General features: G+C 64.8%; 21 protein-coding genes. 15 read left to right on the top strand and 6 right to left on the bottom strand.

The features are described from left to right. Positions 1-96: 96 nt before the first annotated feature. Positions 97-1,542 (top strand): diguanylate cyclase, encoded by a 1,446-nt coding sequence (locus MHZ91_RS02795; RefSeq protein WP_239212390.1) that lies wholly within the window; start codon positions 97-99, stop codon positions 1,540-1,542. Between the two features lie 51 nt (positions 1,543-1,593). On the opposite strand, the gene MHZ91_RS02790 is transcribed toward MHZ91_RS02795, so the two are convergent. Next, entirely contained in the window at positions 1,594-2,493 is a 900-nt protein-coding gene (locus MHZ91_RS02790) for a recombination-associated protein RdgC (protein WP_056567374.1), read from the bottom strand. A gap of 150 nt (positions 2,494-2,643) precedes the next feature. Here MHZ91_RS02790 and MHZ91_RS02785 point away from each other — a divergent pair, with 150 nt between their 5' ends. Then, positions 2,644-2,853 (top strand): hypothetical protein, encoded by a 210-nt coding sequence (locus tag MHZ91_RS02785; RefSeq protein WP_056322527.1) that lies wholly within the window; start codon positions 2,644-2,646, stop codon positions 2,851-2,853. A gap of 399 nt (positions 2,854-3,252) precedes the next feature. On the opposite strand, the gene MHZ91_RS02780 is transcribed toward MHZ91_RS02785, so the two are convergent. The 3 genes from MHZ91_RS02780 to MHZ91_RS02770 form a co-directional block, all read right to left on the bottom strand. Further along, a complete protein-coding gene (locus tag MHZ91_RS02780) occupies positions 3,253-4,914 on the bottom strand; it encodes an MFS transporter (RefSeq protein WP_370633080.1) in 1,662 nt (553 codons plus the stop codon). Between the two features lie 194 nt (positions 4,915-5,108). Next, on the bottom strand, positions 5,109-6,485 hold the full coding sequence (locus MHZ91_RS02775; RefSeq protein WP_175124730.1) for a sensor histidine kinase: 1,377 nt from the start codon (positions 6,483-6,485) through the stop codon (positions 5,109-5,111). 112 nt (positions 6,486-6,597) lie between these two features. Then, the gene (locus tag MHZ91_RS02770) at positions 6,598-7,287 is read right to left on the bottom strand and encodes a response regulator transcription factor (protein WP_175124640.1); all 690 of its coding nucleotides are present in this window, start codon (positions 7,285-7,287) and stop codon (positions 6,598-6,600) included. A gap of 225 nt (positions 7,288-7,512) precedes the next feature. Here MHZ91_RS02770 and recA point away from each other — a divergent pair, with 225 nt between their 5' ends. Both recA and recX read left to right on the top strand, forming a co-directional pair. Continuing rightward, positions 7,513-8,574 carry a recombinase RecA gene (recA, locus tag MHZ91_RS02765; protein ID WP_175124639.1) on the top strand — a complete coding sequence of 354 codons (1,062 nt, stop codon included), beginning with the start codon at positions 7,513-7,515 and terminating at the stop codon, positions 8,572-8,574. A 141-nt stretch (positions 8,575-8,715) separates the two neighbouring features. Next, a complete protein-coding gene (recX, locus tag MHZ91_RS02760; RefSeq protein ID WP_239212388.1) occupies positions 8,716-9,444 on the top strand; it encodes a recombination regulator RecX in 729 nt (242 codons plus the stop codon). Between the two features lie 78 nt (positions 9,445-9,522). Here recX and MHZ91_RS02755 read toward each other — a convergent pair whose 3' ends face one another. Then, on the bottom strand, positions 9,523-10,440 hold the full coding sequence (locus tag MHZ91_RS02755; protein WP_175138779.1) for a LysR family transcriptional regulator: 918 nt from the start codon (positions 10,438-10,440) through the stop codon (positions 9,523-9,525). Positions 10,441-10,624: 184 nt separating this feature from the next. On the opposite strand from MHZ91_RS02755, the gene metE reads away from it, so the two are divergent. The 5 genes from metE (at position 10,625) to MHZ91_RS02730 (ending at position 16,736) form a co-directional block, all read left to right on the top strand. Then, positions 10,625-12,922: a 5-methyltetrahydropteroyltriglutamate--homocysteine S-methyltransferase gene (gene metE / locus MHZ91_RS02750; protein ID WP_239212386.1), complete on the top strand. Its 2,298-nt coding sequence runs from the start codon at positions 10,625-10,627 to the stop codon at positions 12,920-12,922. A gap of 174 nt (positions 12,923-13,096) precedes the next feature. After that, positions 13,097-13,699, top strand: a complete 603-nt coding sequence (locus tag MHZ91_RS02745; RefSeq protein WP_175124635.1) for a DUF2889 domain-containing protein — start codon at positions 13,097-13,099, stop codon at positions 13,697-13,699. A gap of 10 nt (positions 13,700-13,709) precedes the next feature. After that, positions 13,710-14,870, top strand: a complete 1,161-nt coding sequence (sucC, locus tag MHZ91_RS02740) for an ADP-forming succinate--CoA ligase subunit beta (RefSeq protein ID WP_056567354.1) — start codon at positions 13,710-13,712, stop codon at positions 14,868-14,870. A 21-nt stretch (positions 14,871-14,891) separates the two neighbouring features. Next, positions 14,892-15,773 carry a succinate--CoA ligase subunit alpha gene (gene sucD / locus MHZ91_RS02735; RefSeq protein WP_056567350.1) on the top strand — a complete coding sequence of 294 codons (882 nt, stop codon included), beginning with the start codon at positions 14,892-14,894 and terminating at the stop codon, positions 15,771-15,773. A gap of 264 nt (positions 15,774-16,037) precedes the next feature. Continuing rightward, positions 16,038-16,736, top strand: a complete 699-nt coding sequence (locus MHZ91_RS02730; RefSeq protein ID WP_239212385.1) for a TerC family protein — start codon at positions 16,038-16,040, stop codon at positions 16,734-16,736. Here MHZ91_RS02730 and MHZ91_RS02725 read toward each other — a convergent pair. Continuing rightward, complete coding sequence (locus tag MHZ91_RS02725) at positions 16,710-16,985, bottom strand: hypothetical protein (protein WP_239212497.1); 276 nt, start codon at positions 16,983-16,985, stop codon at positions 16,710-16,712. The genes MHZ91_RS02730 and MHZ91_RS02725 overlap by 27 nt on opposite strands. On the opposite strand from MHZ91_RS02725, the gene MHZ91_RS02720 reads away from it, so the two are divergent. From MHZ91_RS02720 to MHZ91_RS02700, 6 genes are read left to right on the top strand one after another with little or no spacing between them, the layout of a single operon-like run. Continuing rightward, positions 16,872-17,570, top strand: a complete 699-nt coding sequence (locus tag MHZ91_RS02720; RefSeq protein ID WP_218895259.1) for a TerC family protein — start codon at positions 16,872-16,874, stop codon at positions 17,568-17,570. The two genes, MHZ91_RS02725 and MHZ91_RS02720, sit on opposite strands and share 114 nt — an antisense overlap. Next, positions 17,557-17,679, top strand: coding sequence for a hypothetical protein (locus MHZ91_RS28230; protein ID WP_255357201.1), 123 nt, complete (start codon positions 17,557-17,559; stop codon positions 17,677-17,679). The genes MHZ91_RS02720 and MHZ91_RS28230 overlap by 14 nt, the downstream gene beginning before the upstream one ends. Before the next feature lie 9 nt (positions 17,680-17,688). Beyond that, positions 17,689-18,630 carry a hydroxymethylbilane synthase gene (gene hemC, locus MHZ91_RS02715; protein ID WP_239212383.1) on the top strand — a complete coding sequence of 314 codons (942 nt, stop codon included), beginning with the start codon at positions 17,689-17,691 and terminating at the stop codon, positions 18,628-18,630. Further along, entirely contained in the window at positions 18,630-19,448 is an 819-nt protein-coding gene (locus MHZ91_RS02710; protein WP_175124633.1) for a uroporphyrinogen-III synthase, read from the top strand. The genes hemC and MHZ91_RS02710 overlap by 1 nt, the downstream gene beginning before the upstream one ends. Positions 19,449-19,485: 37 nt before the next feature. Beyond that, positions 19,486-20,676: a uroporphyrinogen-III C-methyltransferase gene (locus MHZ91_RS02705; RefSeq protein WP_239212381.1), complete on the top strand. Its 1,191-nt coding sequence runs from the start codon at positions 19,486-19,488 to the stop codon at positions 20,674-20,676. Between the two features lie 4 nt (positions 20,677-20,680). Then, positions 20,681-22,318: a heme biosynthesis HemY N-terminal domain-containing protein gene (locus MHZ91_RS02700; RefSeq protein ID WP_175124631.1), complete on the top strand. Its 1,638-nt coding sequence runs from the start codon at positions 20,681-20,683 to the stop codon at positions 22,316-22,318. Positions 22,319-22,339 lie beyond the last annotated feature (21 nt).

The following is a 22,339-nucleotide window of genomic DNA, read 5'->3' as shown; positions in this document are numbered from 1 at the left end:
GCGGCCCCGCCGCGGTGAATTCAAGCATAATCCGCGCTGGTTTTTCGGGCGCGCGCCGCTGCCAGGCGCGCACGCCGTTCTTGGGCGGATGAGCTTATGTCTTCGAGCAGTACCGGTGTTCCTCCTGCAGCCACCGCAAACGCGGCCCCCGCAAACGCGGCCGGCGGCCACGATTGCTACCTGAGCGCATCCAACGCGCAGGCCTGGGAGGCGGTCTATCAATCGGTCGACAGCGATACGCGCGGCCAGGTTGCGGCGGTGGTGTCGGACCACGCCACGCAGCTCGTCGACGCCTTCTATTCCACCTTGCTCGCCGATGCCGAGGCCGGCCCGCGGCTCTCGCATGAAATCGTGTCGACCCGCCTGCATCGCGGCATGACGCATTGGCTGAAGGGCCTGCTGTGTGTGCGCGACCAGGGCGACATCGACGTGCTGTTGGCCACGCAGAAAAAGGTCGGCGAGGTCCATGCGCGCGTCCACATTCCGATCCATCTGGTGATGGCAGGCGCCCGCATCCTGAAGAACGAGATTGCGCAGCGTCTGCGCGCAAGCGGTCTGGATGGCATGGCGACATCGGTGGCCACGCAATACGTCTGCAACCTGTTCGATCTGGCGATCGAGCAGATGAGCCGCGCGTTCATGCGCGACATCAACCGCGGCGCGCGCAATGACGAGGCCTATCGCCTCTTCGCGCTGGGGCAGAACATCTCGACCGAACGGGAGCGCCAACGCGCCGCGTTGCTGGAGTGGAGTCAGGCGGTGCTGATCGGCCTGCATTACCGGACGCCAGAGCAGGCGCTGCCGCGTCTGGCAGCCTCGGAGTTCGGTCTGTGGCTGCAGCACAAGGGCGCGGTGCTCTTTGAAAGCGCGCCGGCGCTACGCCAGATCACGGAGGCCGTGGCGCGCCTGGATGACACGGTGCTGCCGCGGATGATGCAAGGCAGCGGCCACGAACAGGAATCGCTGCCCGACCAGGTTCGTGAACTGCAAGAGCTGGTGGCGCGTATCAAGCATCTGCTCAACGGCCTGTTCGACATGGTGGCCGAGATCGAAAGCGGCAGCGATCCGCTCACCAACGTGCTGAACCGGCGATTCCTGCCGTCCGTCATCGGCCGTGAGATCTCGCTGGCCCAGCGTCAGCGGTCGAGTTTTTCGGTGCTGCTGCTGGACATCGATCACTTCAAGGCCATCAACGATGCGCATGGCCACGCGGGCGGTGACCAGATCCTGCGCCAGTTCGCCGAGGTCGTCCATCAGACCTGTCGTTCCAGCGACTTCGTGTTCCGTTATGGCGGCGAGGAATTTCTGGTCGTGCTGGTGGACACGGGACCCGGCGCCGCGCTGGCCGCCGCTGAAAAACTCAATGCCGAAATCCGCCGGCACCGCTTCATGCTTGCCGAGGCGGGCGCGCTGCAGGTGACGGCCAGCATCGGCGTGGCGACCTTCGATGGCCATCCCGACTACGCGTATCTTATCGATCGCGCCGACAAGGCGTTGTACAAGGCCAAGCAGGCCGGCCGCGACCGCAGCGTCGAGGCATGAAAAAGGGCTGCTCCGTCAGGGGCAGCCCTTGTTGCCGATGCCGGTAAAGGCTTAGATCTTCTTTTCGCCGCCCAGCGCCTCGACCAGCTCGGCCATCATCTTGGCCAGTTCGCCGGTCATCAGCATCATGTCGGAATCGAACTTTTCGTCGTCATTCGCGGCGACGCCTTCGTTGCCTTCCTTCAGTACGTCCAGGGGCGCTACGCGCTTGACGTCCAGGCCTTCGGTCAGCACGAACGACACGCGGTCGGCCCAGGTCATGGCCAGGCGCGTGCACTGCTTGCCGGACTGGATGTGGCGGCGCACGTCGTCGGCGTCAATGGAGTGCTTGACGTAGCGGATGGCCGCGCCGCTTTCGCCGGACGAGCGCAGCTCGGTGTCCTGGTCGATCGTGAAGTTGCTGGGTGCTTCGTCCTCGGCCAGCCAGCCAGTCATGGCCGACGCTGGCGATTGGGCGACGTACAGGTTTTCCAGCGGGAAGGGATCGACGCACTTAGCCAGCAGGCCGATGACTTCGTCGGCCTTGGCCGACGCAGCCGCGTCAATGACGAGCCAGTTGTTCTTCGGGTCGATCCACACGCGCGTGTCGCGATAGACGCTGAAGGCGCGCGGCAGAAGCTCGTCGGTGACGCGCTCCTTGATTTCCTTCATCTGCTTGCGGCCCGGCTTGTAGCCTTGCTGCTCTTCGATTTCCTGGGCGCGCGCCTTGGCGACCTGGTTGATCACGGTGCCCGGCAGAAGCTTCTTTTCGGCGCGCAGGCTGAGCAGGATCTGGCCATTGACTTCGTGGGCCAGACCGCCGTTCTCGCGCGGGGGCACCCAGCCCAGGCTTTGCATTTCGAGGTTGTTGCCGGACTGGTACGCATGCTTTGCCAGCGTGTCTTCAAGCTGATCGCCGGTCAGGGTCCAGGGCGAGGAGAGGCGGTAAATCTTGAGGTTCTTGAACCACATGAGCGTCGGCCAAAAGGGTTGATTCTATACGACGCGGCGGCTTTGCCGAAGGGGCTGAGTACGCCCGCAACAGGCGACACGTTCTGTCACTGACAGCGATCAGCCTATCCGGTAATGTCCCGCGCACCAACGTGAGATTGGAGTAAATACATGAAAATCATTGGCGCGATCCTGATTGTCCTGGGCGTGGTTGCCTTGGCCTACAAGGGCTTCAGCTACAAGTCCGAGGAAACGGTCCTGCAGATCGGATCCGTGAAGGCCACCGCGGAAACCGAGAAGTCGGTTCCCATCCCGACGTGGGCAGGCATTGCCGCGATCGTGGCGGGTGTGGTCGCGATCGGCGTGGGCATGCGTCGTTGATCCGCGCCGGCCGCGAGGCCGGCCGTGTGCCATCGAAAGGCATGAGAGGGCGGTCGCATTGCGGCCGCCCTTTGTCTTGGCACGAGCGGTCGCACGATCCGCGGCCACAAAAAAAAGCGGCCCGGCTCAATAAAGAGTCGGGCCGGTACGGGAGCACACAATGCCGCGTCATAAAAGGCTCGCGGGGAACGCGGCATCGGTGTCAGAAGAGCAACCCTGCAATCGTCTGACAGGGGGATCAATCGTCAGGCAATCTTGCGCAAGGCCGTAATCTGAGCGCTCAGTCTACTGGCGCCGGTCTGACATGGTCCTGAAAGTGCGAATAAAAAAAAAGCTCCCATAAGGAGCTTTTGAAAGGCCGGGCAGGCGCAGCAGTCCCGCCCGGCGGGGGATGGTCTATCAGGCGTTGATGTCGTTGTCCTTGGATTCGCGCACGAACAGCGTGCCGATGACCAGGGTCATGACCGCGATGATGATCGGATACCAGAGGCCGTCGTAGATGTTGCCGGTGGCAGCCACCACTGCGAACGCGACGGGAGGCAGGAAGCCGCCGAACCAGCCGTTGCCGATGTGGTAGGGCAGGCTCATCGACGTGTAGCGGATGCGCGTCGGGAACATTTCCACCAGCATGGCGGCGATCGGGCCGTACACCATGGTCACGTACAGCACCAGGATCGTCAGCAGCACCACGACCATCACGTTGTTGGTCTGGGCCGGATCGGCCTTGGCCGGGTAGCCGTGGCTGCGGATGGAGGCGGTCAGCGTCTTGTCGAGTTCAGCAACCTTGGCCTTGAACTCGGCGGGCGCCAGCGAGCGGCCGTCGAACGAGGTGAACTCTTCGTTGCCGATCTTGACGCGGGCCACCGAACCGGCCGGAGCTGCTTCGTTGCGGTAGTTCACCGAGTTGCGGGCCATGAACGACTTGATCACGTCGCAAGAGCTGGTGAACGACGCGGTGCCCACGGGGTTGAACTGGAACGAGCAAGTGCTGGGGTCCGCGATCACGGTGACCGGAGCGGACGCCTGCGCCTTTTCCAGCGCCGGGTTGGCGAAGTGCGTGAGGCCCTGGAAGATCGGGAAGTAGGTCGCGGCAGCGATCAGGCAGCCCGCCATGATGATGGGCTTGCGGCCGATCTTGTCCGACAGCGCGCCGAAGATCACGAAGAACGGCGTGCCCAGCAGCAGCGCGATGGCGATCAGGATGTTCGCGGTGTTGGCGTCGACCTTCAGCGTCTGCGTCAGGAAGAACAGGGCGTAGAACTGACCCGTGTACCAGACTACGGCCTGGCCGGCGGTCAAGCCCAGCAGCGCCAGGAGCACGACCTTCAGGTTCTTCCATTGGCCGAACGATTCGGCGATCGGCGCCTTCGAACCCTTGCCTTCTTCCTTCATGCGCTTGAAGGTGGGGGATTCGTTCAGCTGCAGCCGGATCCAGACCGAGATGCCCAGCAGCACGACCGAGATCAGGAACGGAATGCGCCAGCCCCAGGCCTTGAAGTCGTCTTCGCCCATGAACGTGCGGATGCCCAGGATGACCAGCAGCGACAGGAACAGCCCCAGCGTCGCGGTGGTTTGAATCCAGGACGTATAGAAGCCGCGGCGGCCGTGCGGGGCGTGTTCGGCAACATAGGTTGCCGCGCCGCCGTACTCGCCGCCGAGCGCCAGGCCTTGCAAGAGGCGCAGGACGATCAGGATGGCGGGAGCGGCCAGGCCGATGCTCGCGTAGCTGGGCAGGATGCCGACGAGGAACGTGGACAGGCCCATGATCACGATCGTGACCAGGAAGGTGTATTTACGTCCGACCAGGTCGCCCAGCCGGCCGAACACCAGCGCGCCGAACGGCCGCACCGCGAAACCGGCCGCGAAGGCCAGCAGCGCGAAGATGAAGCCCGCGGTCGGGTTCACGCCGGAGAAAAAGTGTTGGGCAATGATGGCTGCGAGCGAGCCGTAAAGATAGAAGTCATACCACTCGAACACCGTGCCGAGTGAAGACGCGAAGATGACCTTGCGCTCCTCCTTGGTCATCGGTCGCGGATCCGCGGATGGACCGCGGCCTGCCATGGTAGTTGTGCTCATGATGTCTCCTCGTTTTTAGGCCGGCGGTTTTCCGCCGTGCTTGACCCTCCGCCGGCGAGACCGACATCGAGCTATCGCCACATTGGGGGCCGAGGCTGACGAGGTTCTGACGTGACCCTTACTTGAATCTTAAAATTGAAACAAATAGTAAACGCACCGGGGAAGGCTAGGGATAGTCCTTAGCTGTCGGACGTCTCGGATGGGGGCGTGTAGAGGGGAAAAACGACACGGATGCGGGTGCCTGGCAAGTCGGAGTGTTCGGTGGGATGGTCGCCGATTTCGACGCTCGCCTGATGCTTCTGCGTGATTTCGCGCACGATGGCCAGGCCCAGGCCGCTGCCGTCGGATGACGTGCCCAGCACGCGGTAGAAGCGGTCGAACACGCGCTCGCGTTCGTCGGGCGCAATGCCCGGCCCGGAGTCCTCGACTTCCAGGATGCCTTGACCGTCCGCTTGCAGCACGCGCACGGTGATATGGCCGCCGCGCGGGGTGTAGCGCAGCGCGTTGTCGACCAGGTTGTTCAGCAGCTCGGCCAGCAGCAGCGGATTGCCATTTATCTCGACAGGCGTGTCCGAGCCTTCGAACCCCAGATCCGTGCTGAGCGACAGCGCCAGCGGCACCCAGTGCATGGTCTGCTCGTAAGCGATGGCGTTGATGTCGGTGCGTGTCAGGCCGATCGCGCTGGGATTTTCAGCCCGGGCCAGCAGCAGCAACTGATTGACGAGCCGGGTCGCGCGCTCAGAACCGGTCACGAGCTGGCGCAGGCTGGACTGCATTTCCTCGGGACTGGCGTCCCGCAGCGCCAATTCAGCCTGTGTGCGCAATCCCGCCAGGGGCGTCTTCAACTGGTGCGCCGCGTCGGCCACGAAACGGCGCTGCGCCTGCACGTTGGCGGACAGGCGGTCCAGCAGGTCGTTCATGGCCGCGACCAGCGGGGCAATCTCGGAAGGCGCGGCGCGTTCGTCGATGGGCGAGAGGTCGTCGGGCCGGCGTGCGCGCAGCCGCTGCTGCAGCGCGTTCAACGGCGCCACGCCGCGCGACAGGCCGAACCAGACGAGCAGCACGGCGATGGGCAGCACCACGAACTGCGGAATGATCACGCCCTTGATGATGTCGTTGGCGAGCTGCGTGCGCTTTTCCACGGTCTCGGCCACGATGAACAGCGCGGGCTGCGTGCCGGGCAGGTGCAGGTCCACCCAGGTGAAGGCCAGGCGGATGCCAAAGCCGCGCAGCGTGTCGTCTTCGTACTGGACTTCGCCGGGGCGGGGCTGGCCCACGGTGGTCGGCAACGGCAGCGCGCGGTCGCCGCCCAGGTATTCGCCGCGGCTGCCCAGCGCCAGCCAGAACACGCTGTCGGTCTCGTCGGCGCGCAGCACGTCGCGGGCGGCATCGGTCATCTTCAGCACCGCGCGGCCATCCTGCGCGTGAACCTGGCGTGTCAGCACGTGCAGGTTGTTGGCCAGCGCGCGATCGTAGGGAACGTTGGCGATGTTCTGCGCCACCACGTAGGTGATGGCGACACTCATGGGCCACAAAAGGAACAGCGGCGCCAGCATCCAGTCCAGGATCTCGCCCAGCAGCGACCGTTGCGGCGGCGCGAAACTCGGGCCCTTGGACCCGGCTTGCATGATGTCCAGGGCTTCCTGGTTGAGCGGCTCTGGGGCGGGCTCAGCTTGCGAGGTACGCCGCACCCTGGTCCCGCTCAAGACAGTAGCCCAGGCCGCGCACGGTGACGATCTTCACGCCGCTGGGCTCGAGCTTTTTGCGCAGGCGATGCACGTAGACCTCGATGGCGTTGGTGCTGACTTCCTCGCCCCATTCGCACAGGTGGTCCACGAGCTGGGTCTTGCTGACCATGCGGCCGCTGCGCGTCAGCAGGATCTCGAGCAGGCTGACCTCACGCGCCGACAGATCCAGCGTCTGGTCGTCGACGATGGCGACGCGGCCGGTCTGGTCAAAGAGCAGCTTGCCATGCTTGAGCATGGTGCCGCCGCCTCCCGCGCCGCGTCGCGTCAACGCCCGCACGCGGGCTTCGAGCTCTGACAGCGCGAATGGCTTGGCCATATAGTCGTCGGCGCCCAGGTCCAGGCCCTTGACGCGCTGTTCGATGCTGTCGGCGGCGGTCAGGATGAGGACGGGCAGGGCGGAATTGCGGGCGCGTAGGCGGCGCAGCACTTCAAGTCCGGCCAGTTGCGGCAGGCCGAGGTCCAGGATGAGCAGGTCGAAAGCCTGGGCGGCCAGCGCGGAATCGGCGGAAAGACCATCGCGCACGGCATCCACGGCATAGCCGTTGTGGCGCAACGAGCGGGACAGGCCGTCGGCCAGGATGCTGTCGTCTTCGGCGATCAGGATACGCATGGGCTGCTGCTAGGAAGAAACACCGCGGCCCGGGGGCGGAAAAAGGGCAAAATACCGGGATCGCTCCGGATTCTGTCACACGCCGCCGGGCTTGCCACTCAGGGTATACGTGCAAAGAACTGGCACACTGGTTATTTGTCCAGTACAATCCGATGCCATAATCTGAACCTCATTGCCAGACCCGCAGTTTTCCGACTTCCAGATACGTTACAGACAGGACTCCTCATGGACGACAAAACCACCAAGGCCGCCGCTTCGGAAAAAGCCAAGGCGCTTGCCGCCGCACTTTCGCAGATCGAAAAGCAGTTCGGCAAGGGCTCGATCATGCGCTACGGCGACAACGAGGTCTCGCACGACATCCAGGTGGTTTCCACGGGCTCGCTCGGTCTGGACATCGCGCTGGGCGTCGGCGGCTTGCCGCGCGGCCGCGTCGTTGAAATCTACGGTCCGGAATCGTCGGGCAAGACCACGCTCACGCTGCAGGTCGTCGCCGAAATGCAAAAGCTGGGCGGCACCTGCGCCTTCGTCGACGCCGAACACGCCCTGGATGTCCAGTACGCCTCCAAGCTGGGCGTCAATCTGTCCGACCTGCTGATCTCGCAACCGGACACGGGCGAACAGGCACTGGAAATCACCGACGCGCTGGTGCGCTCGGGCTCGGTCGACCTGATCGTCGTCGACTCGGTGGCCGCGCTGGTTCCCAAGGCTGAAATCGAAGGCGAAATGGGCGATTCGCTGCCCGGCCTGCAGGCCCGCCTGATGAGCCAGGCCCTGCGCAAGCTGACCGCCACCATCAAGAAGACCAACTGCATGGTCATCTTCATCAACCAGATCCGCATGAAGATCGGCGTCATGTTCGGCAACCCCGAAACCACCACCGGCGGCAATGCGCTCAAGTTCTACGCATCCGTGCGTCTGGACATCCGCCGCATTGGCTCCATCAAGAAGGGCGACGAGGTCGTCGGCAACGAAACCCGCGTCAAGGTCGTCAAGAACAAGGTGGCGCCGCCGTTCAAGCAGGCTGAGTTCGACATCATGTACGGCGCGGGCATCTCGCGCGAAGGCGAAATCATCGACCTGGGCGTGGCCGCCAACGTCGTCGACAAGTCGGGCGCCTGGTACAGCTACAACGGCAACCGCATTGGCCAGGGCAAGGACAACGTCCGCGAATACCTGAAAGAACACAAGGACATGGCCATCGAGATCGAAAACCGCGTCCGCGAAAACCAGGGCATTGTCAGCCGCGCCGCTGAATTCGTGCCCACGGCGGAAGACACCGCCGAGTAATCCCGGGCATCCGACTGGGCTCGCCGCGGTTCGGGCTAGCCCCTTCGCCGGCCCGTCTGGGCTGGGAAACGCGGCAGGCGCCACTTGGGCCTGCCGTTTTTCCCTTGGGCCTGCCGTTTTGTTTAGCAAGCAGGAAAGCGCATGAGCTGGAAATCGACTCCCGCATCCGCCGAGCGCCAACGCGCCAGGTTGGACGACGAATTCGAAACGGTCGCCAAGCCGCAAGGCTTGCGGCGCACGTCCGATGCGCGGGTGGCCCGCGAGGCCGCGGCGCCTGACGATTCGGCCGATGGCGTCGAACCCGCCGGCCTGTGGCAGCGCAGTTCCGAGCAACGTACTTCGGCTCAACGCGGCGCCGCGCGCAGCCGGCGTGCCGACCCTGCCGACAGCGCTGGCGAGGCAACCACGTCTGATGGCAAGCAGGCCCGCAAGGGGCCGTCGCTGAAGATGCGGGCAGTGGGGTATCTATCGCGGCGCGAACACGCGCGCGAAGAACTGGCGCGCAAGCTGGCCGCTTATGCCGAAGACGCAGCCGAAGTCGAATCCGTGCTCGACGCGCTCGAGAAAGAGGGCTGGCTGTCCACCGAGCGCTTCGCCCAAAGCCTGGTCCATCGACGCGCCTCACGGCAGGGTGCGGCGCGCATCGTGCAGGAACTGCGCCAGCACGGCGTGGACGACAATCAGGTGGCGGAATTGCGCGACCAGCTTCGCGCCACCGAATACGACCGGGCGCTTGAGGTCTGGAAAAAGCGCTTCAGCGCCAAGCCCGAAGATCGCACCGTCTATGCAAAGCAGGCGCGCTTTCTGGCCAGCCGCGGTTTCGCGCACGACGTCATCCGGCGCATCCTGGGCGAGGGCGACGCAGACTGACGCGGGGAGCGGCGGGCGTTGTTCCCGCGGGCGTCGGCCCAGCCGGCGCCGCTGCAGTCGCCGCTGTCCCTTACGTGATCACTTCGCCGACTTGATGCCCGACAGCGTCTTGAAGCAGACGTCGCGGGTAATGGTCAGAAATTCATCGATGTAAGAGGCGTCCGTGTCTTCGCTGCGCACCGTCGCATACAGCGTGCGCCACACGCCTTGCGGGCCCAGGCGGCAAAGCCGCAGCCATCCCTGATTCATGTATTCCGTCAGCGCCCAATTGGGCAGGGCTGCCACGCCGCGATTGCTCGCCACCAGTTGCGCAATGATCGGCGTCAGCTCGGCCTTGCGGATGGCGGCCGGCTCCACGTCCGCCGGGTCCAGGAAGGCGGTAAAGACGTCCAGGCGCTGCTTGTCCACCGGATAGGTGATCAGCGTCTGGTCCGCCAACTGCTCCGGCATGACGAATTTGTTGCCGGCAAGCGGGTTGGATTCGGACACGGCCAGCACCAGTTCATATTTGAATAGCGGCAGGTAGTCCACTGCGTCCAGCGGCTGCGGGTCCGACGTGATGACCAGGTCCAGGTCGCCGCGCACCAGCGCGGGCAGGGGGGCGAAGGAGAACGCCGCGGACAGGTCCAGCGCCACATCCGGCCATTGCACGCGGAAGGCGTCCAGCGCCGGCATCAGCCACTGAAAGCAGGAATGGCAGTCGATCGCCAGGTGCAGCCGGCCGGTGCGTCCTGCAGCCAGGCGCTGCAAATCGCGCTCCGTGGCGCGGATGCGCGGCAAGACCTCGTCGGCCAGCGCCAGTACCCGCAAGCCCGCCGTCGTCAGCCGGGCCGGCCGCGTGCGGCGATTCAACAGGGGCGTACCCAGCCGGGTTTCCAGGTCCCGCAATTGATGCGACAGCGCCGATTGAGTCAGGTGCAGGCGCTCTGCAGCTTCCTGCAGGCTGCCGCCGTCACGGATGGCGGTCAGTGTTTCAAGGTGGCGAATTTCCAGCATCGGGGCGGCTTCATACAAGACGAAACTACAAGGGCATCCCGGCGACGAATCTAGCTTCCCGGGACCAAGCCGACATTCTATGAGGTTTCTTCATCTTATGAATGTAGACATTGATTTTGATTCATTTTGATTTGGCGTCAGAATGCTCGTCACTTGAACAAATTTTGTGGGATGGCGAGTTCACATGACTACGATTCATAATTTGGGATTCCCCCGCATTGGCGCCCAACGCGAGCTCAAGCGGGCCGTTGAAGGCTATTGGGCCGGCAAGCAAACCGCCGCAGCATTGGAGGAAACGGGCCGCGAACTGCGCGCCCGCCATTGGCGCCTTCAGGCGGCGGCGGGCGTCAAGCTTGTGCCCGTGGGCGATTTCGCGTGGTACGACCAGATCCTCGAATGGACGACCCTGCTCGGCGCGGTGCCCGCGCGCTTCGGTCAGAAGGACAATGAGCCGGTCTCGCTGGACACGCTCTTTCGCATGGGCCGCGGACGCGCGCCGTCGGGCAAGCCCGCCGCCGCCTGCGAAATGACGAAGTGGTTTGATACCAACTACCACTACATCGTCCCCGAGCTGGTGCCCGGCCAGACCTTCCGCGTTGCCCGCGACACCCTGTTTGAACAGGTCAAGGAAGCGCAGGCGCTGGGTCTGCAGGTCAAGCCGGTCATTCCCGGCCCGCTGACCTGGCTGTTCCTGGGCAAGGGCGACGCATTCTCCGGCGGCCCCGCCGATGCCGGCAAACTGCAGCTTCTGACGGCGCTGCTGCCGGTCTACCAGGACGTGTTGGCGCGCTTTGCCAAGCTGGGCGTCGAGTGGGTGCAGATCGACGAGCCCATCCTGGCGCTCGATCTGCCGCAAGCCTGGCGCGACGCGTTCAAACAGGTTTACGAAACGCTGTCCGCCAACCCGGTCAAGCTGCTCGTCGCGACCTACTTCGATGGTCTGAAGGACAACCTGCCGACGGCGCAGGCCTTGCCGGTGGCCGGTTTGCACGTGGATCTGGTGCGCGCGCCGGAGCAGCTGGCCGCGGTGGTCGCCGGCCTGAATGACGGGCAGGTGCTGTCCGCGGGCATCATCAATGGCCGCAACATCTGGCGCACCGACCTGGACGCTGCCATCGCCACGCTGGCTCCGGTCGCGCGCCAATTGGGCGACCGCCTGTGGCTGGCGCCGTCGTGCTCGCTGCTGCACGTGCCGGTCGACCTGGAAAGCGAAACGGATCTGGACGCCGAACTCAAGAGCTGGCTGTCCTTTGCCGCCCAGAAGCTGGATGAGCTGAGCCTGCTGGGCCGCGCGCTCGACAGCGCCACGGACCCGACGGTGCAGGATGGGCTGGCCGCGCAACGCGCTGCACTGGCCGCGCGACGCGCTTCGGCGCGCATCCACAATCCGGCCGTAACCCAGCGCATGGCTGCCGCCCCGGGCGTGTCGCGCGACCGCGCGCCGTTCGCCGGCCGCATCGTGCGCCAACAGCAGCAGCTGGGGCTGCCCGCCTATCCCACCACGACCATCGGCTCGTTCCCGCAAACCACCGAAATCCGCGCGCTGCGCCGCGACTGGAAGGCCGGCGCCCTGACGGATTCCGCGTACGAAGCCGCCATCCGCAAGGAGATCGAGGAAGTCATCCGCTTCCAGGAAAAGGTGGGCCTGGACGTACTGGTGCACGGCGAGCCCGAGCGCAACGACATGGTGGAGTATTTTGGCGAGCTGCTGGCCGGCTTCGCCTTCACGAAGAACGGCTGGGTGCAGAGCTACGGCTCGCGCTGCGTGAAACCGCCGATCATCTTCGGCGACGTGGCGCGCCCCGCGCCCATGACGGTCGGCTGGTCGTCCTACGCGCAGTCGCTGACCGATAAGCCGGTCAAGGGCATGCTGACGGGCCCGGTCACCATCCTGCAATGGTCGTTCGTGCGCGATGACCAGCCGCGCGAACAGACCTGCCGCCAGCTTGCGCTGGCCCTGCGCGACGAGGTCGTGGACCTGGAAGCGGCCGGCATCAACGTCATCCAGATCGACGAGCCCGCCATCCGCGAAGGCCTGCCGCTGCGCCGCGCCGACTGGCAGGCGTACCTGGACTGGGCCGTGGACTGCTTCCGCCTGTCGACCGCCGGCGTGCGCGACGAGACGCAGATCCACACCCATATGTGCTATTCGGAGTTCAACGACATCATCGAATCCATCGCGGCCATGGACGCTGACGTGATCACGATCGAAACGTCGCGGTCCAATATGGAACTGCTCAAGGCGTTCGAGGATTTCCGTTACCCGAACGACATCGGCCCCGGTGTGTACGACATCCACTCGCCCAACGTGCCCGAGGTGGACTGGATGGTGGACCTGATGAACAAGGCTGCCGCGCGCCTGCCCAAGGAGCGCCTGTGGGTGAACCCCGATTGCGGCCTGAAGACGCGTGCCTGGCCGGAAACCGAGGCGGCACTGATCGGCATGGTCCAGGCGGCCCGCGCGCTGCGCGGCGCGGCCTGAAGCCATGGGCCAGCCCCGCGCGTGCCGGTGCCGCCGCGCATGCCAGCGGGTGGGATAGCGGGCCATCCCCCGGCCAATTAATACGATTGCGGCAGGCCGCCTGCGCTATACTTTGAAAGTTTTGTTGCCGCGCACCATTACGCGCTGGCCGTCTCTGCCCCGCAGGCCCCACGCATGCCCTTGCCACCGCCGGATTGTCCTCGTCAGCCGCTGCATACGCGTTCCATACGTGTGCAGTCGTACGCGCGCGACGACGGCAACTGGGACCTGGAAGCCGAGCTTATCGACGTCAAGGCGTACGATTTTCCCAAGCGCGACGGCGAGATGTTCAAGGCGGGGCAACCCATCCACCATATGCACCTGCGCATCACCATCGACGAGCAATTCTCGATCGTGGCGGCTCAGGCCGTCTATGACGCGGCGCCTTACGGCGAGCATTGCAAGGCCATCGAGCCGGCGTACACTGACCTGATCGGCATGAACCTGCTCAAGGGGTTCCGTCGCCAGGTCAAAGAGCGGTTCGGGCATGTGGAAGGCTGTACGCACATGACCGAACTGTCGCAGGTGCTTCCCACCGCGGCGGTCCAGACCATGGCCAACCGCCGGCGGCAGGAACCCAACCCGAACCGGCGTCCATTCCAACTGGACGGCTGCCATGCGCTCAGCACTGGCGGCCCTGTGGTGGCTGAGCATTATCCCGAGTGGTACACCGGGGGTAGCGCTGAGGCATCGGCCGAGTCGTCCTCCGATTCACCTTCTTTTTCTCATACGTCCTGACAGGTAACACATGAAAATCCACGAGTATCAAGGCAAGGAACTGCTGAAGCAATTTGGCGTCCCCGTGCCGCGCGGGATCCCCGCTCTTTCCGTCGACGAGGCCGTGGCTGCCGCTGAAAAGCTGGGTGGACCGGTTTGGGTCGTCAAGGCACAAATCCACGCGGGTGGCCGCGGCAAGGGCGGCGGCGTCAAGCTGGCCCGCTCGCTGGACGACGTCCGCAAGCTGGCCTCCGAAATCCTGGGCATGCAGCTCATCACGCACCAGACCGGCCCCGAAGGCCAGAAGGTCCGCCGCCTGTACATCGAAGACGGCGCCGACATCCAGAAGGAATACTACGTGTCGCTGGTCACCGACCGCGCCACGCAGAATGTCGCTTTCATCGCTTCCAGCGAAGGCGGCATGGACATCGAGGAAGTGGCTCACTCCACGCCCGAAAAGATCATCACCGAATACATCGACCCGCTGACCGGCCTGTCCGCCGAGCAAGCCACCAAGATCGCCAACGCGATCGGCCTGCCCGCCGACTCGACCGCCCAGGCCGTTGACGTGTTCCAGAAGCTCTACAAGTGCTACATGGACACCGACGCCTCCCTGGTCGAAATCAACCCCCTGAACCGCGACAGCAAGGGCAACATCATCGCCCTGGACGCCAAGTTCAACTTCGACTCCAACGCCCTGTTCCGTCACCCGGAAATCGTCGCCTACCGCGACCTGGACGAAGAAGATCCCGCTGAAATCGAAGCCAGCAAGTTCGACCTGGCCTACATCCAGCTCGACGGCAACATCGGCTGCCTGGTGAACGGCGCCGGCCTGGCCATGGCCACGATGGACACCATCAAGCTGTTCGGCGGCGAGCCGGCCAACTTCCTGGACGTCGGTGGCGGCGCCACGGCCGAGAAGGTCACCGAAGCCTTCAAGATCATGCTGGCCAACAAGAGCGTCAAGGCCATCCTGGTCAACATCTTCGGCGGCATCATGCGCTGCGACGTCATCGCCGAAGGCGTGATCGCTGCTTGCAAGGCCGTCAACCTGAACGTGCCGCTGGTCGTCCGCATGAAGGGCACCAACGAAGAGCTCGGCAAGAAGATGCTGGCTGAATCGGGTCTGCCCATCATCAGCGCCGACACGATGGCCGAAGCTGCCACCCGCGTCGTAGCCGCCGTCAAGTAAAGAGAAAATCAAGGATTCACAATGTCGATTCTCATCAACAAGGACACCAAGGTCATCACCCAGGGCATCACGGGCAAGACGGGCCAGTTCCACACCCGCATGTGCCGTGAGTACGCCAATGGCAAGGCCGCCTTCGTGGCCGGCGTGAACCCCAAGAAGGCTGGTGAAGACTTCGAAGGCGTGCCGATCTTCGCATCGGTCAAGGACGCCAAGGCTGACACCGGCGCCACCGTGTCGGTCATCTACGTGCCGCCCGCCGGCGCCGCTGCCGCCATCTGGGAAGCCGTCGAAGCCGAGCTGGAACTGGTCATCTGCATCACCGAAGGCATCCCGGTCCGCGACATGCTCGAAGTCAAGAACCGCATGAAGGCCAAGGGCAGCAAGACGCTGCTGCTGGGCCCGAACTGCCCCGGCCTGATCACCCCGGACGAAATCAAGATCGGCATCATGCCCGGTCACATCCACCGCAAGGGCCGCATCGGCATCGTCAGCCGTTCGGGCACCCTGACGTACGAAGCCGTGGCGCAAGTCACCGAACTGGGCCTGGGCCAATCCAGCGCTGTCGGTATCGGTGGCGACCCCATCAACGGCCTGAAGCACGTCGACGTGCTCAAGCTGTTCAATGACGATCCCGACACCGACGCCGTCATCATGATCGGCGAAATCGGCGGTCCGGACGAAGTGAACGCCGCGCAGTGGGCCAAGGACAACATGAAGAAGCCGGTCGTCGGCTTCATCGCTGGCGTCACCGCCCCTCCCGGAAAGCGCATGGGCCACGCCGGCGCGCTGATCTCCGGCGGCGCCGACACGGCCGACGCCAAGCTGGAAGTCATGGAAGCCTGCGGCATCCGCACCACGCGCAACCCCTCCGAAATGGGCAAGCTGCTCAAGTCGGTGCTGTAAGTCTCAGCATTGCGCAATAAAAAGCCCGCTTCGGCGGGCTTTTTTTCGTCCATCTTTTTGGTGATTTCTTAGGGTAATCCCGCGTCCAGGAAGCGGTCGGGGCAATCATACGGAAAGCTGAACGAAACTATAATGAAAGAAATTTTGCGCGTACCAGCAAGAATGCCGTCGGGCTCGCACCAAGACGGTCAGTACGTTTCTCCGTTCAAATTCATCCATTAATTTGGTTTTGTCCTAGGGGGATCACACCTAGGAAAGAGAGGCATGGAACTCAGTTCAGCGGCATTCTGGATCGCGTTGCTCCAGATCATTTGGGTCAACATTCTGCTATCAGGCGACAACGCCGTGGTTATTGCGCTGGCGGCGCGTTCACTGCCTCCGGCACAACAGAAAAAAGCGATCGTGGTCGGTTCCGCCGCTGCGATCATCATGCGTATCGTGCTGACGCTCGTGGCGGCCAAGTTGCTGCTGCTGCCGTGGCTCAAGCTGATCGGCGCACTGCTTCTGATCTACATCGGCGTGACGCTGCTGCTGCCGGAAGGCGAAGAAGACGGCGCCGGCAAGACGCAGGGCAATCTTTTCACCGCCATCCGCACCATCATGATCGCCGACCTGGTCATGAGCCTGGACAACGTGGTGGCCGTCGCCGCCGCGGCAATGGGCGATACGACGTTGCTGGTGCTCGGCCTGGCCATCAGTATTCCCCTGGTCATCTTTGGCAGCACGCTGCTCCTGAAGGTCATCGAACGCTTCCCGCTCATCGTCTGGGTCGGCGCGGCGCTGTTGGGCTTCATCGCGGGCGAACTGTTGGTGGGCGATCCGGCTTTGCAAGAGCCCGTTGCGCGTATTGACGCCGCGCTGGGTGTGACGCAGCATAGCTTCGCGCTGATGTCGGGCGCACTCGGTGCAGTGCTGGTGCTGCTGATTGGTAAAGTTTTACTGATGCGCCAGAAAGCTGACTGAAAGCTGAACTACAATAATATGTTTTTCTAAATAAACCTGCCGCGCGAAGGCGCGCGGCAGGGCGGCCGGGCCGGGACCGGCCATTCTTTTCATAAATGCCTTCGGGGGTTCAAAGTGCTTGAGTTTTTTCAGACGCTGAGTTGGGCAGCGGTATTCCAAATCATCCTTATCGACATCCTGCTCGGCGGCGACAACGCTGTCGTGATCGCGCTGGCGTGTCGCAACCTGGCGCCCAAGCAACGGATGCAAGGCATTTTGTGGGGCACCGCGGGCGCAATCATTCTGCGCGTCGTGCTGATCGCCTTCGCAATGCAGCTTCTGAACATCCCGTTCCTGAAGGTCGTGGGCGCGCTGCTGCTCGTCTGGATCGGCGTCAAGCTCCTGGTTCCCGAAGACGATGCGCATGGCGACATCAAGGGTGGAACATCCATCGTCGCGGCCATCAAGACCATCATCATCGCTGACTTCGTGATGAGCCTGGACAACGTGATCGCCATTGCCGGCGCCGCGCAAAACGCGCACGCCGACCATCAACTGGGTCTGGTCATCTTCGGCCTGGTCGTCAGTGTGCCGATCATCATCTGGGGCAGCACGCTGGTGCTCAAGCTCATCGACCGCTATCCGCTGGTCGTCACCTTCGGCGCGGGCCTGTTGGGCTGGATCGCCGGCGGCATGCTGGTCACCGACGTTATTGTCGAGCGTCAATTTGGCGTTCAGCCGACTACGGTTAAAATCGCCGCTGAAATTATTGGCGCCTTGCTCGTTGTTGTCCTTGGACGGTGGCTTGCAAGCCGCAAGAACGCTTCCAAGGAATCAGCACATGAGTCTGCGTAGATCCACCGATCCCCAGCAATCCGAATCGGGCCTGAGCCTTCTTCAGGGTCTGTTCGTGCTGGCCATCCTCGGCGTAGTCGCGACGATCATCGTCTCCAACTTCGTTTGATGGCATCACGTGTCTCTGCCGCAACGTCTGGTCATTGCGACCCGCGCCAGCCGGCTTGCCCTGTGGCAAGCCGAGCATGTGCGCGATCGGCTGCGCACGCTGTACCCAGCGTGCGCAGTTGAACTTCTTACCCTGACGACCCGAGGCGACCAGATCCTCGACCGCACGCTGTCCAAGGTGGGCGGCAAGGGTCTGTTCGTCAAGGAACTCGAAAACGCGCTGCTCGACGGGCGCGCCGATCTCGCCGTCCACTCCCTCAAGGACGTGCCGGTGGATCTGCAAGCCCCGTTCGAGCTTTGCGCCGTCCTCGATCGCGCGGATCCGCGCGATGCCTTCGTGTCCAACCGGTATGCCTCGCTGGCGGACTTGCCCGCGGGCGCCGTGGTCGGCACGTCCAGTCTGCGCCGCGAATCCCAGATCCGTGCCCGGTTTCCCGCCCTGGTGGTCAAGCCCCTGCGCGGCAACCTGGATACGCGCCTCGGCAAGCTCGACAAAGGCGACTACGCCGCTATCGTGCTGGCGGCGGCGGGTCTGGAACGTCTTGGCATGGGCGAGCGCATTCGCAGCCTGCTCGACCCTGCCGACAGCCTGCCGGCCGCAGGGCAGGGCGCTCTTGGCATCGAAATCCGCGACGATCGCGACGACATGCGTGCGTGGCTCGCGCCGCTGGTCAGCGCAGATACCACCGCCTGCGTGCTCGCGGAGCGCGCTGTGTCTCGCAAGCTGGGCGGCTCCTGCCAGGTTCCTCTGGCCGCGTTTGCCCAGATCGCCGGCGACACACTGTCGCTGCGCGCGCTGGTCGCGTCGCCCGACGGCACCCGCATCGTTCACGCCACGCACACCGGTCCGGTGGATCAGGCCGAAGCCATCGGCGAAGCCGCCGCCTCCGAATTGCTGGACGCGGGCGCCGCGGCGATCCTCCGCGAACTCCTGCACAACGAGCCGCACTGATGGATCCGGCGTTTGCAGCCGCCGAAGGGCCGCGCATCGCCATCCTGACGCGGCCCGCGGGGCGCAACGAAGCGCTGGCTGGCCGCCTGCAGGGCGCCGGTTGGCAGCCTTGCATCCTGCCCGCGCTTGAAATCCATCCCATCTCCGTCGCATCCGAAGACCTGCCCCGGCCTTCGGCGTTCGACCTCGTCGTGTTCGTCAGCGGCAATGCGGCCCGCCAGTACCTGAACCAGCTTTCCCAGGCTGAAGGCGCCGCCGATTGGCCCGCGGGCGTGGCCGCGGCCACGGTCGGGCCCGCCAGCGCACAGGCGCTGCGCGAGACGGGCTTTTTTGGCGCGAATACAACAGTTCTGCATCCGGACGAGTCCGCACCCACCCACGATTCCGAGGCGCTGTGGCGAGTGCTCGAGGCCCAGCCTACGCTGCCCGCGCGCGTGCTGGTGGTGCGTGGCACCCAGGGACGCGATTGGCTCGGCGACAAACTCGAGGCCCATGGCGTCCACGTAACGCGTCACGCCGCCTACCAGCGGCGCGCGGCTGACTGGACCTCTGACCAGCTTGGCGCACTGCGGCGCTGGGCCGAAGCGGACGTCTCTGCCACTTGGCTGCTCACCAGCGGGGAGGGCGCAGACGCCGTCCAGAATCAGCTTCACGCAGCAGGTCTGACTGACTGGTGGCTGCGCTGCCGCTTTGTGATCACGCACCCCTCGCTGGTGCGCCGCCTGCCACCGTCCTGTCATGGCGCGTCCGGAGCGGCGATGGTAAAAATCTGCGTGCCGAACGACGAGTCGATATTCCAGGCTTTTGTTGCTGCTTGATTCGTTGGTTCGGACTGACACCGAATACAATCGCGTCATGACAGATAAGACTCCCGCTACCGATTCGGCCGTTCATCCGGCCGCCCCGGACGCAAGTGCGTCCGCATCGGCCCCGGCCGACTCCGTCAAGGCCCGTCCGGCCAAGCGCGGCAGTGGCTCCTTGGTCACCGCCCTGATAATCGTCATCCTGCTGGCCGTTGGCCTGGGTTATGCGCTGTGGAAGCAACGCACCCAGTTCGTCTCCGCCGGCCGCGAAGTCGCAACGCGCCTGGATACGCTCGGCGCCGACGTCGCGCAAGCCCGCAAGGACACCCGCGAAGCCCTCGCTCTGGCGCAGGCGCAGTCGGGCCGCGTCGCCGAACTCGAAGACACGCTGCGCGAGACGCAAAGCCAGTACAACGCCCTGCAGCAGGCTTGGCAGAACTTCAACGACAGCGCCAGCGACGAACTGCTGGCCAACGACGTCGAGCGTCTGCTGACGATCGCCAACCAGCAATTGCGTCTGGCGGGCAATGTCTCCAACGCGATCGTTGCGCTGGAAACCGCCCAATCGCGCCTTGCGCGCGCCGACCGTCCGCGTTTCTCCAGCCTGCAGCAATCGATCAACGGCGACCTGGACCGCCTGCGCGCCGTGTCCACCGTCGATATCCCCGCCCAGTCGGGCCGCATCGAGCGCCTGGTCGCGCTGATCGGCAAGGCGCCGCTGCTGGTGCCGGACACCGTGTCGCCCGGCGTGGCGCCGGTAGGCCAGGCCCAGCCTCCCGCGCCGGCCCCCGTCGTTGATCCGCAGGCAGGGCTCCCCGCCGACGCGCCCTGGTGGCAGCGCTGGCGCGCCGAAGTCGCCTCGTGGCCTGGCCGCGCGGGCTCCGCGCTGGCCCATGAACTTGGCGGACTCATCACCATCCAGCGCGTGGATGAACCCGCCGCGCTGTTGTTGTCGCCCGAGCAAGCCGATCAGGTGCGCGGCACGCTGCGCCAGCGGCTGCTGACGGCGCAATTGGCAATGCTGATGCGCCAGCCGTCCGTCTGGAAGAGCGAGCTCGATAACGTCGGTTCGACGCTGTCCAAATACTTCGATGGCCGTTCGCCCGACACCGTCGCCGCGCAAACCCTCGCGCGCGAGCTGGCCCAGACCGACATCGCCGTGCGCATGCCGGACGTGGCGGACAGCCTGAATGCCGTCGCGGCCTTGCGCGCCGCGGGCTTCAAGACCAGCGAGCAGGACTGAGCTCATGCGTACCTGGTTCTGGACCCTGCTGCTCGCCGTCGTCGCCGTCGCCTTGGCGGTGGTTCTGCGCTCGCATTCGGGCAACGTGCTGCTTCTGGTGTGGCCGTGGCGCATCGAGATGTCGCTGACGCTCGCCGTCCTGCTCATCGTCGCGACGTTCATCATCCTGTATGTCGGCCTGCGCCTGCTGGCATGGCTGCTCGCCATTCCCGATCGCGTCCGGGCCTGGCGCGGCAAGCGTGCCCAGGCGCGCGACCATGAATTGCTGGAACGTGGCTGGATTGGTCTTCTCGAAGGCCGCTATTCCCATGCCGAAAAAGACCTGACGAAGCTTCTGGACCAGACCAAGGTCCGTACGCGCCGCGTCCTGGCCGCGCTGTCGGCCGCCCGTGCCGCGCATGGCCTCGGTGAATTCGACCGGCGCGATCGCCTGCTTGCCAACGCGCAGGAACAGGCCGGCACGGATCCCGGCCTGCTTGAAGCCACGGCCACGGTTTCCGCCGATATGCTGCTGGATCAGGGCCGCGCCGAGCGGGCCTTGACCGTGCTGGGGCCACTGGCCGACGGTGGCGCGCGCCATCTGCACACCATGCGCCTGCTGCTGCGCGCACATACGGCCTTGAATCACCAGGAGCAGGTATTCACGCTGGCGCGCGGTCTTCTGCGCCGCAATGCATTGGGCCGCCCTGAAGCCGACGTGCTGATCGACGCGGCCGGCGCCGCGCGCCTGCGGGCTGCGGCAGGCCAGGATGCCTGGCGCCCCATCTGGAAAGACCTCAAGGCCGAAGAGCGCCTGCTGCCTGAAATCGCCCTGGCGGGCGCGGCGGCCTTCGAAGCCGCTGGCGAACCCAACGAAGCCGCCCGTGTGCTGGAGTCGGCCATCGCCGTCAAGTTCAATCCCGCCCTGGTGGCGGCCTACGCCCGCTGCGACGCCGAACACGTGTCGCGCCGCCTGGCCAAGGCCGAAACCTGGCTGCATCAACGTCCTACCGATCCCGACCTGCTGACTGCGCTGGGCATGCTGTGCCTGAACGGCCAGCTTTGGGGCCAGGCCGAACGCTATCTGCTGCGCAGCCTCGCGCGACGCAGCGATGCGCAAACGCATGCATTGCTGGGCAGTCTCTACGATCGCCTGGATCGCCCGGTCGACGCTGTGCGCCACTGGCGCCTGGCGACGGCCGCCAGCATGGCTCTGCCCGTGCTGGCCTCGGATGCAGCGCTTCCCGCCGCGGACACCGGTTCGGATCCCTACCGCGTGGACGCCGAAGGCGGCTATGCCGTCGGCCTGTCGGACACCGACAGCGACACGGACGTCGGCGGCGATTACCCGGCCTTGCCCGCCGGTGCCGCGGCAGCGCCCGTCGCCGCGTCGGCCTCGGACTACGTGCTGGACCCGGACGCGCGCGTCAGCAAGGCACAGCACGACCGCGCCCTCGCGCCCGAAGATGCGCCGCTGGCACGCGGCACGTCCGACATTGATGAATACTTCGACAGCGCGCCGATCCCGGCTGCCGCTTTCGACGAGCCGGTGCCCACCTACGCGCCAATGCCGGCGCCCGCTGCGCCCGCCGCCAAGCCGGCGCCGCCCGCGGCGCCCGTGCCGACCACCAAGCCGCCGTTCAAGGACGACGGCTCGATTTGAATATCTTTTCAGACAAACAAG

The sequence above is a fragment of the Achromobacter sp. ACRQX genome, from assembly GCF_022346505.1.
In the GTDB taxonomy this organism is placed as follows: Bacteria; Pseudomonadota; Gammaproteobacteria; order Burkholderiales; family Burkholderiaceae_B; genus Achromobacter; species Achromobacter animicus.
Note: the sequence above shows the minus strand (reverse complement) of the source record. Positions and strands in the feature narration are given on the sequence as shown.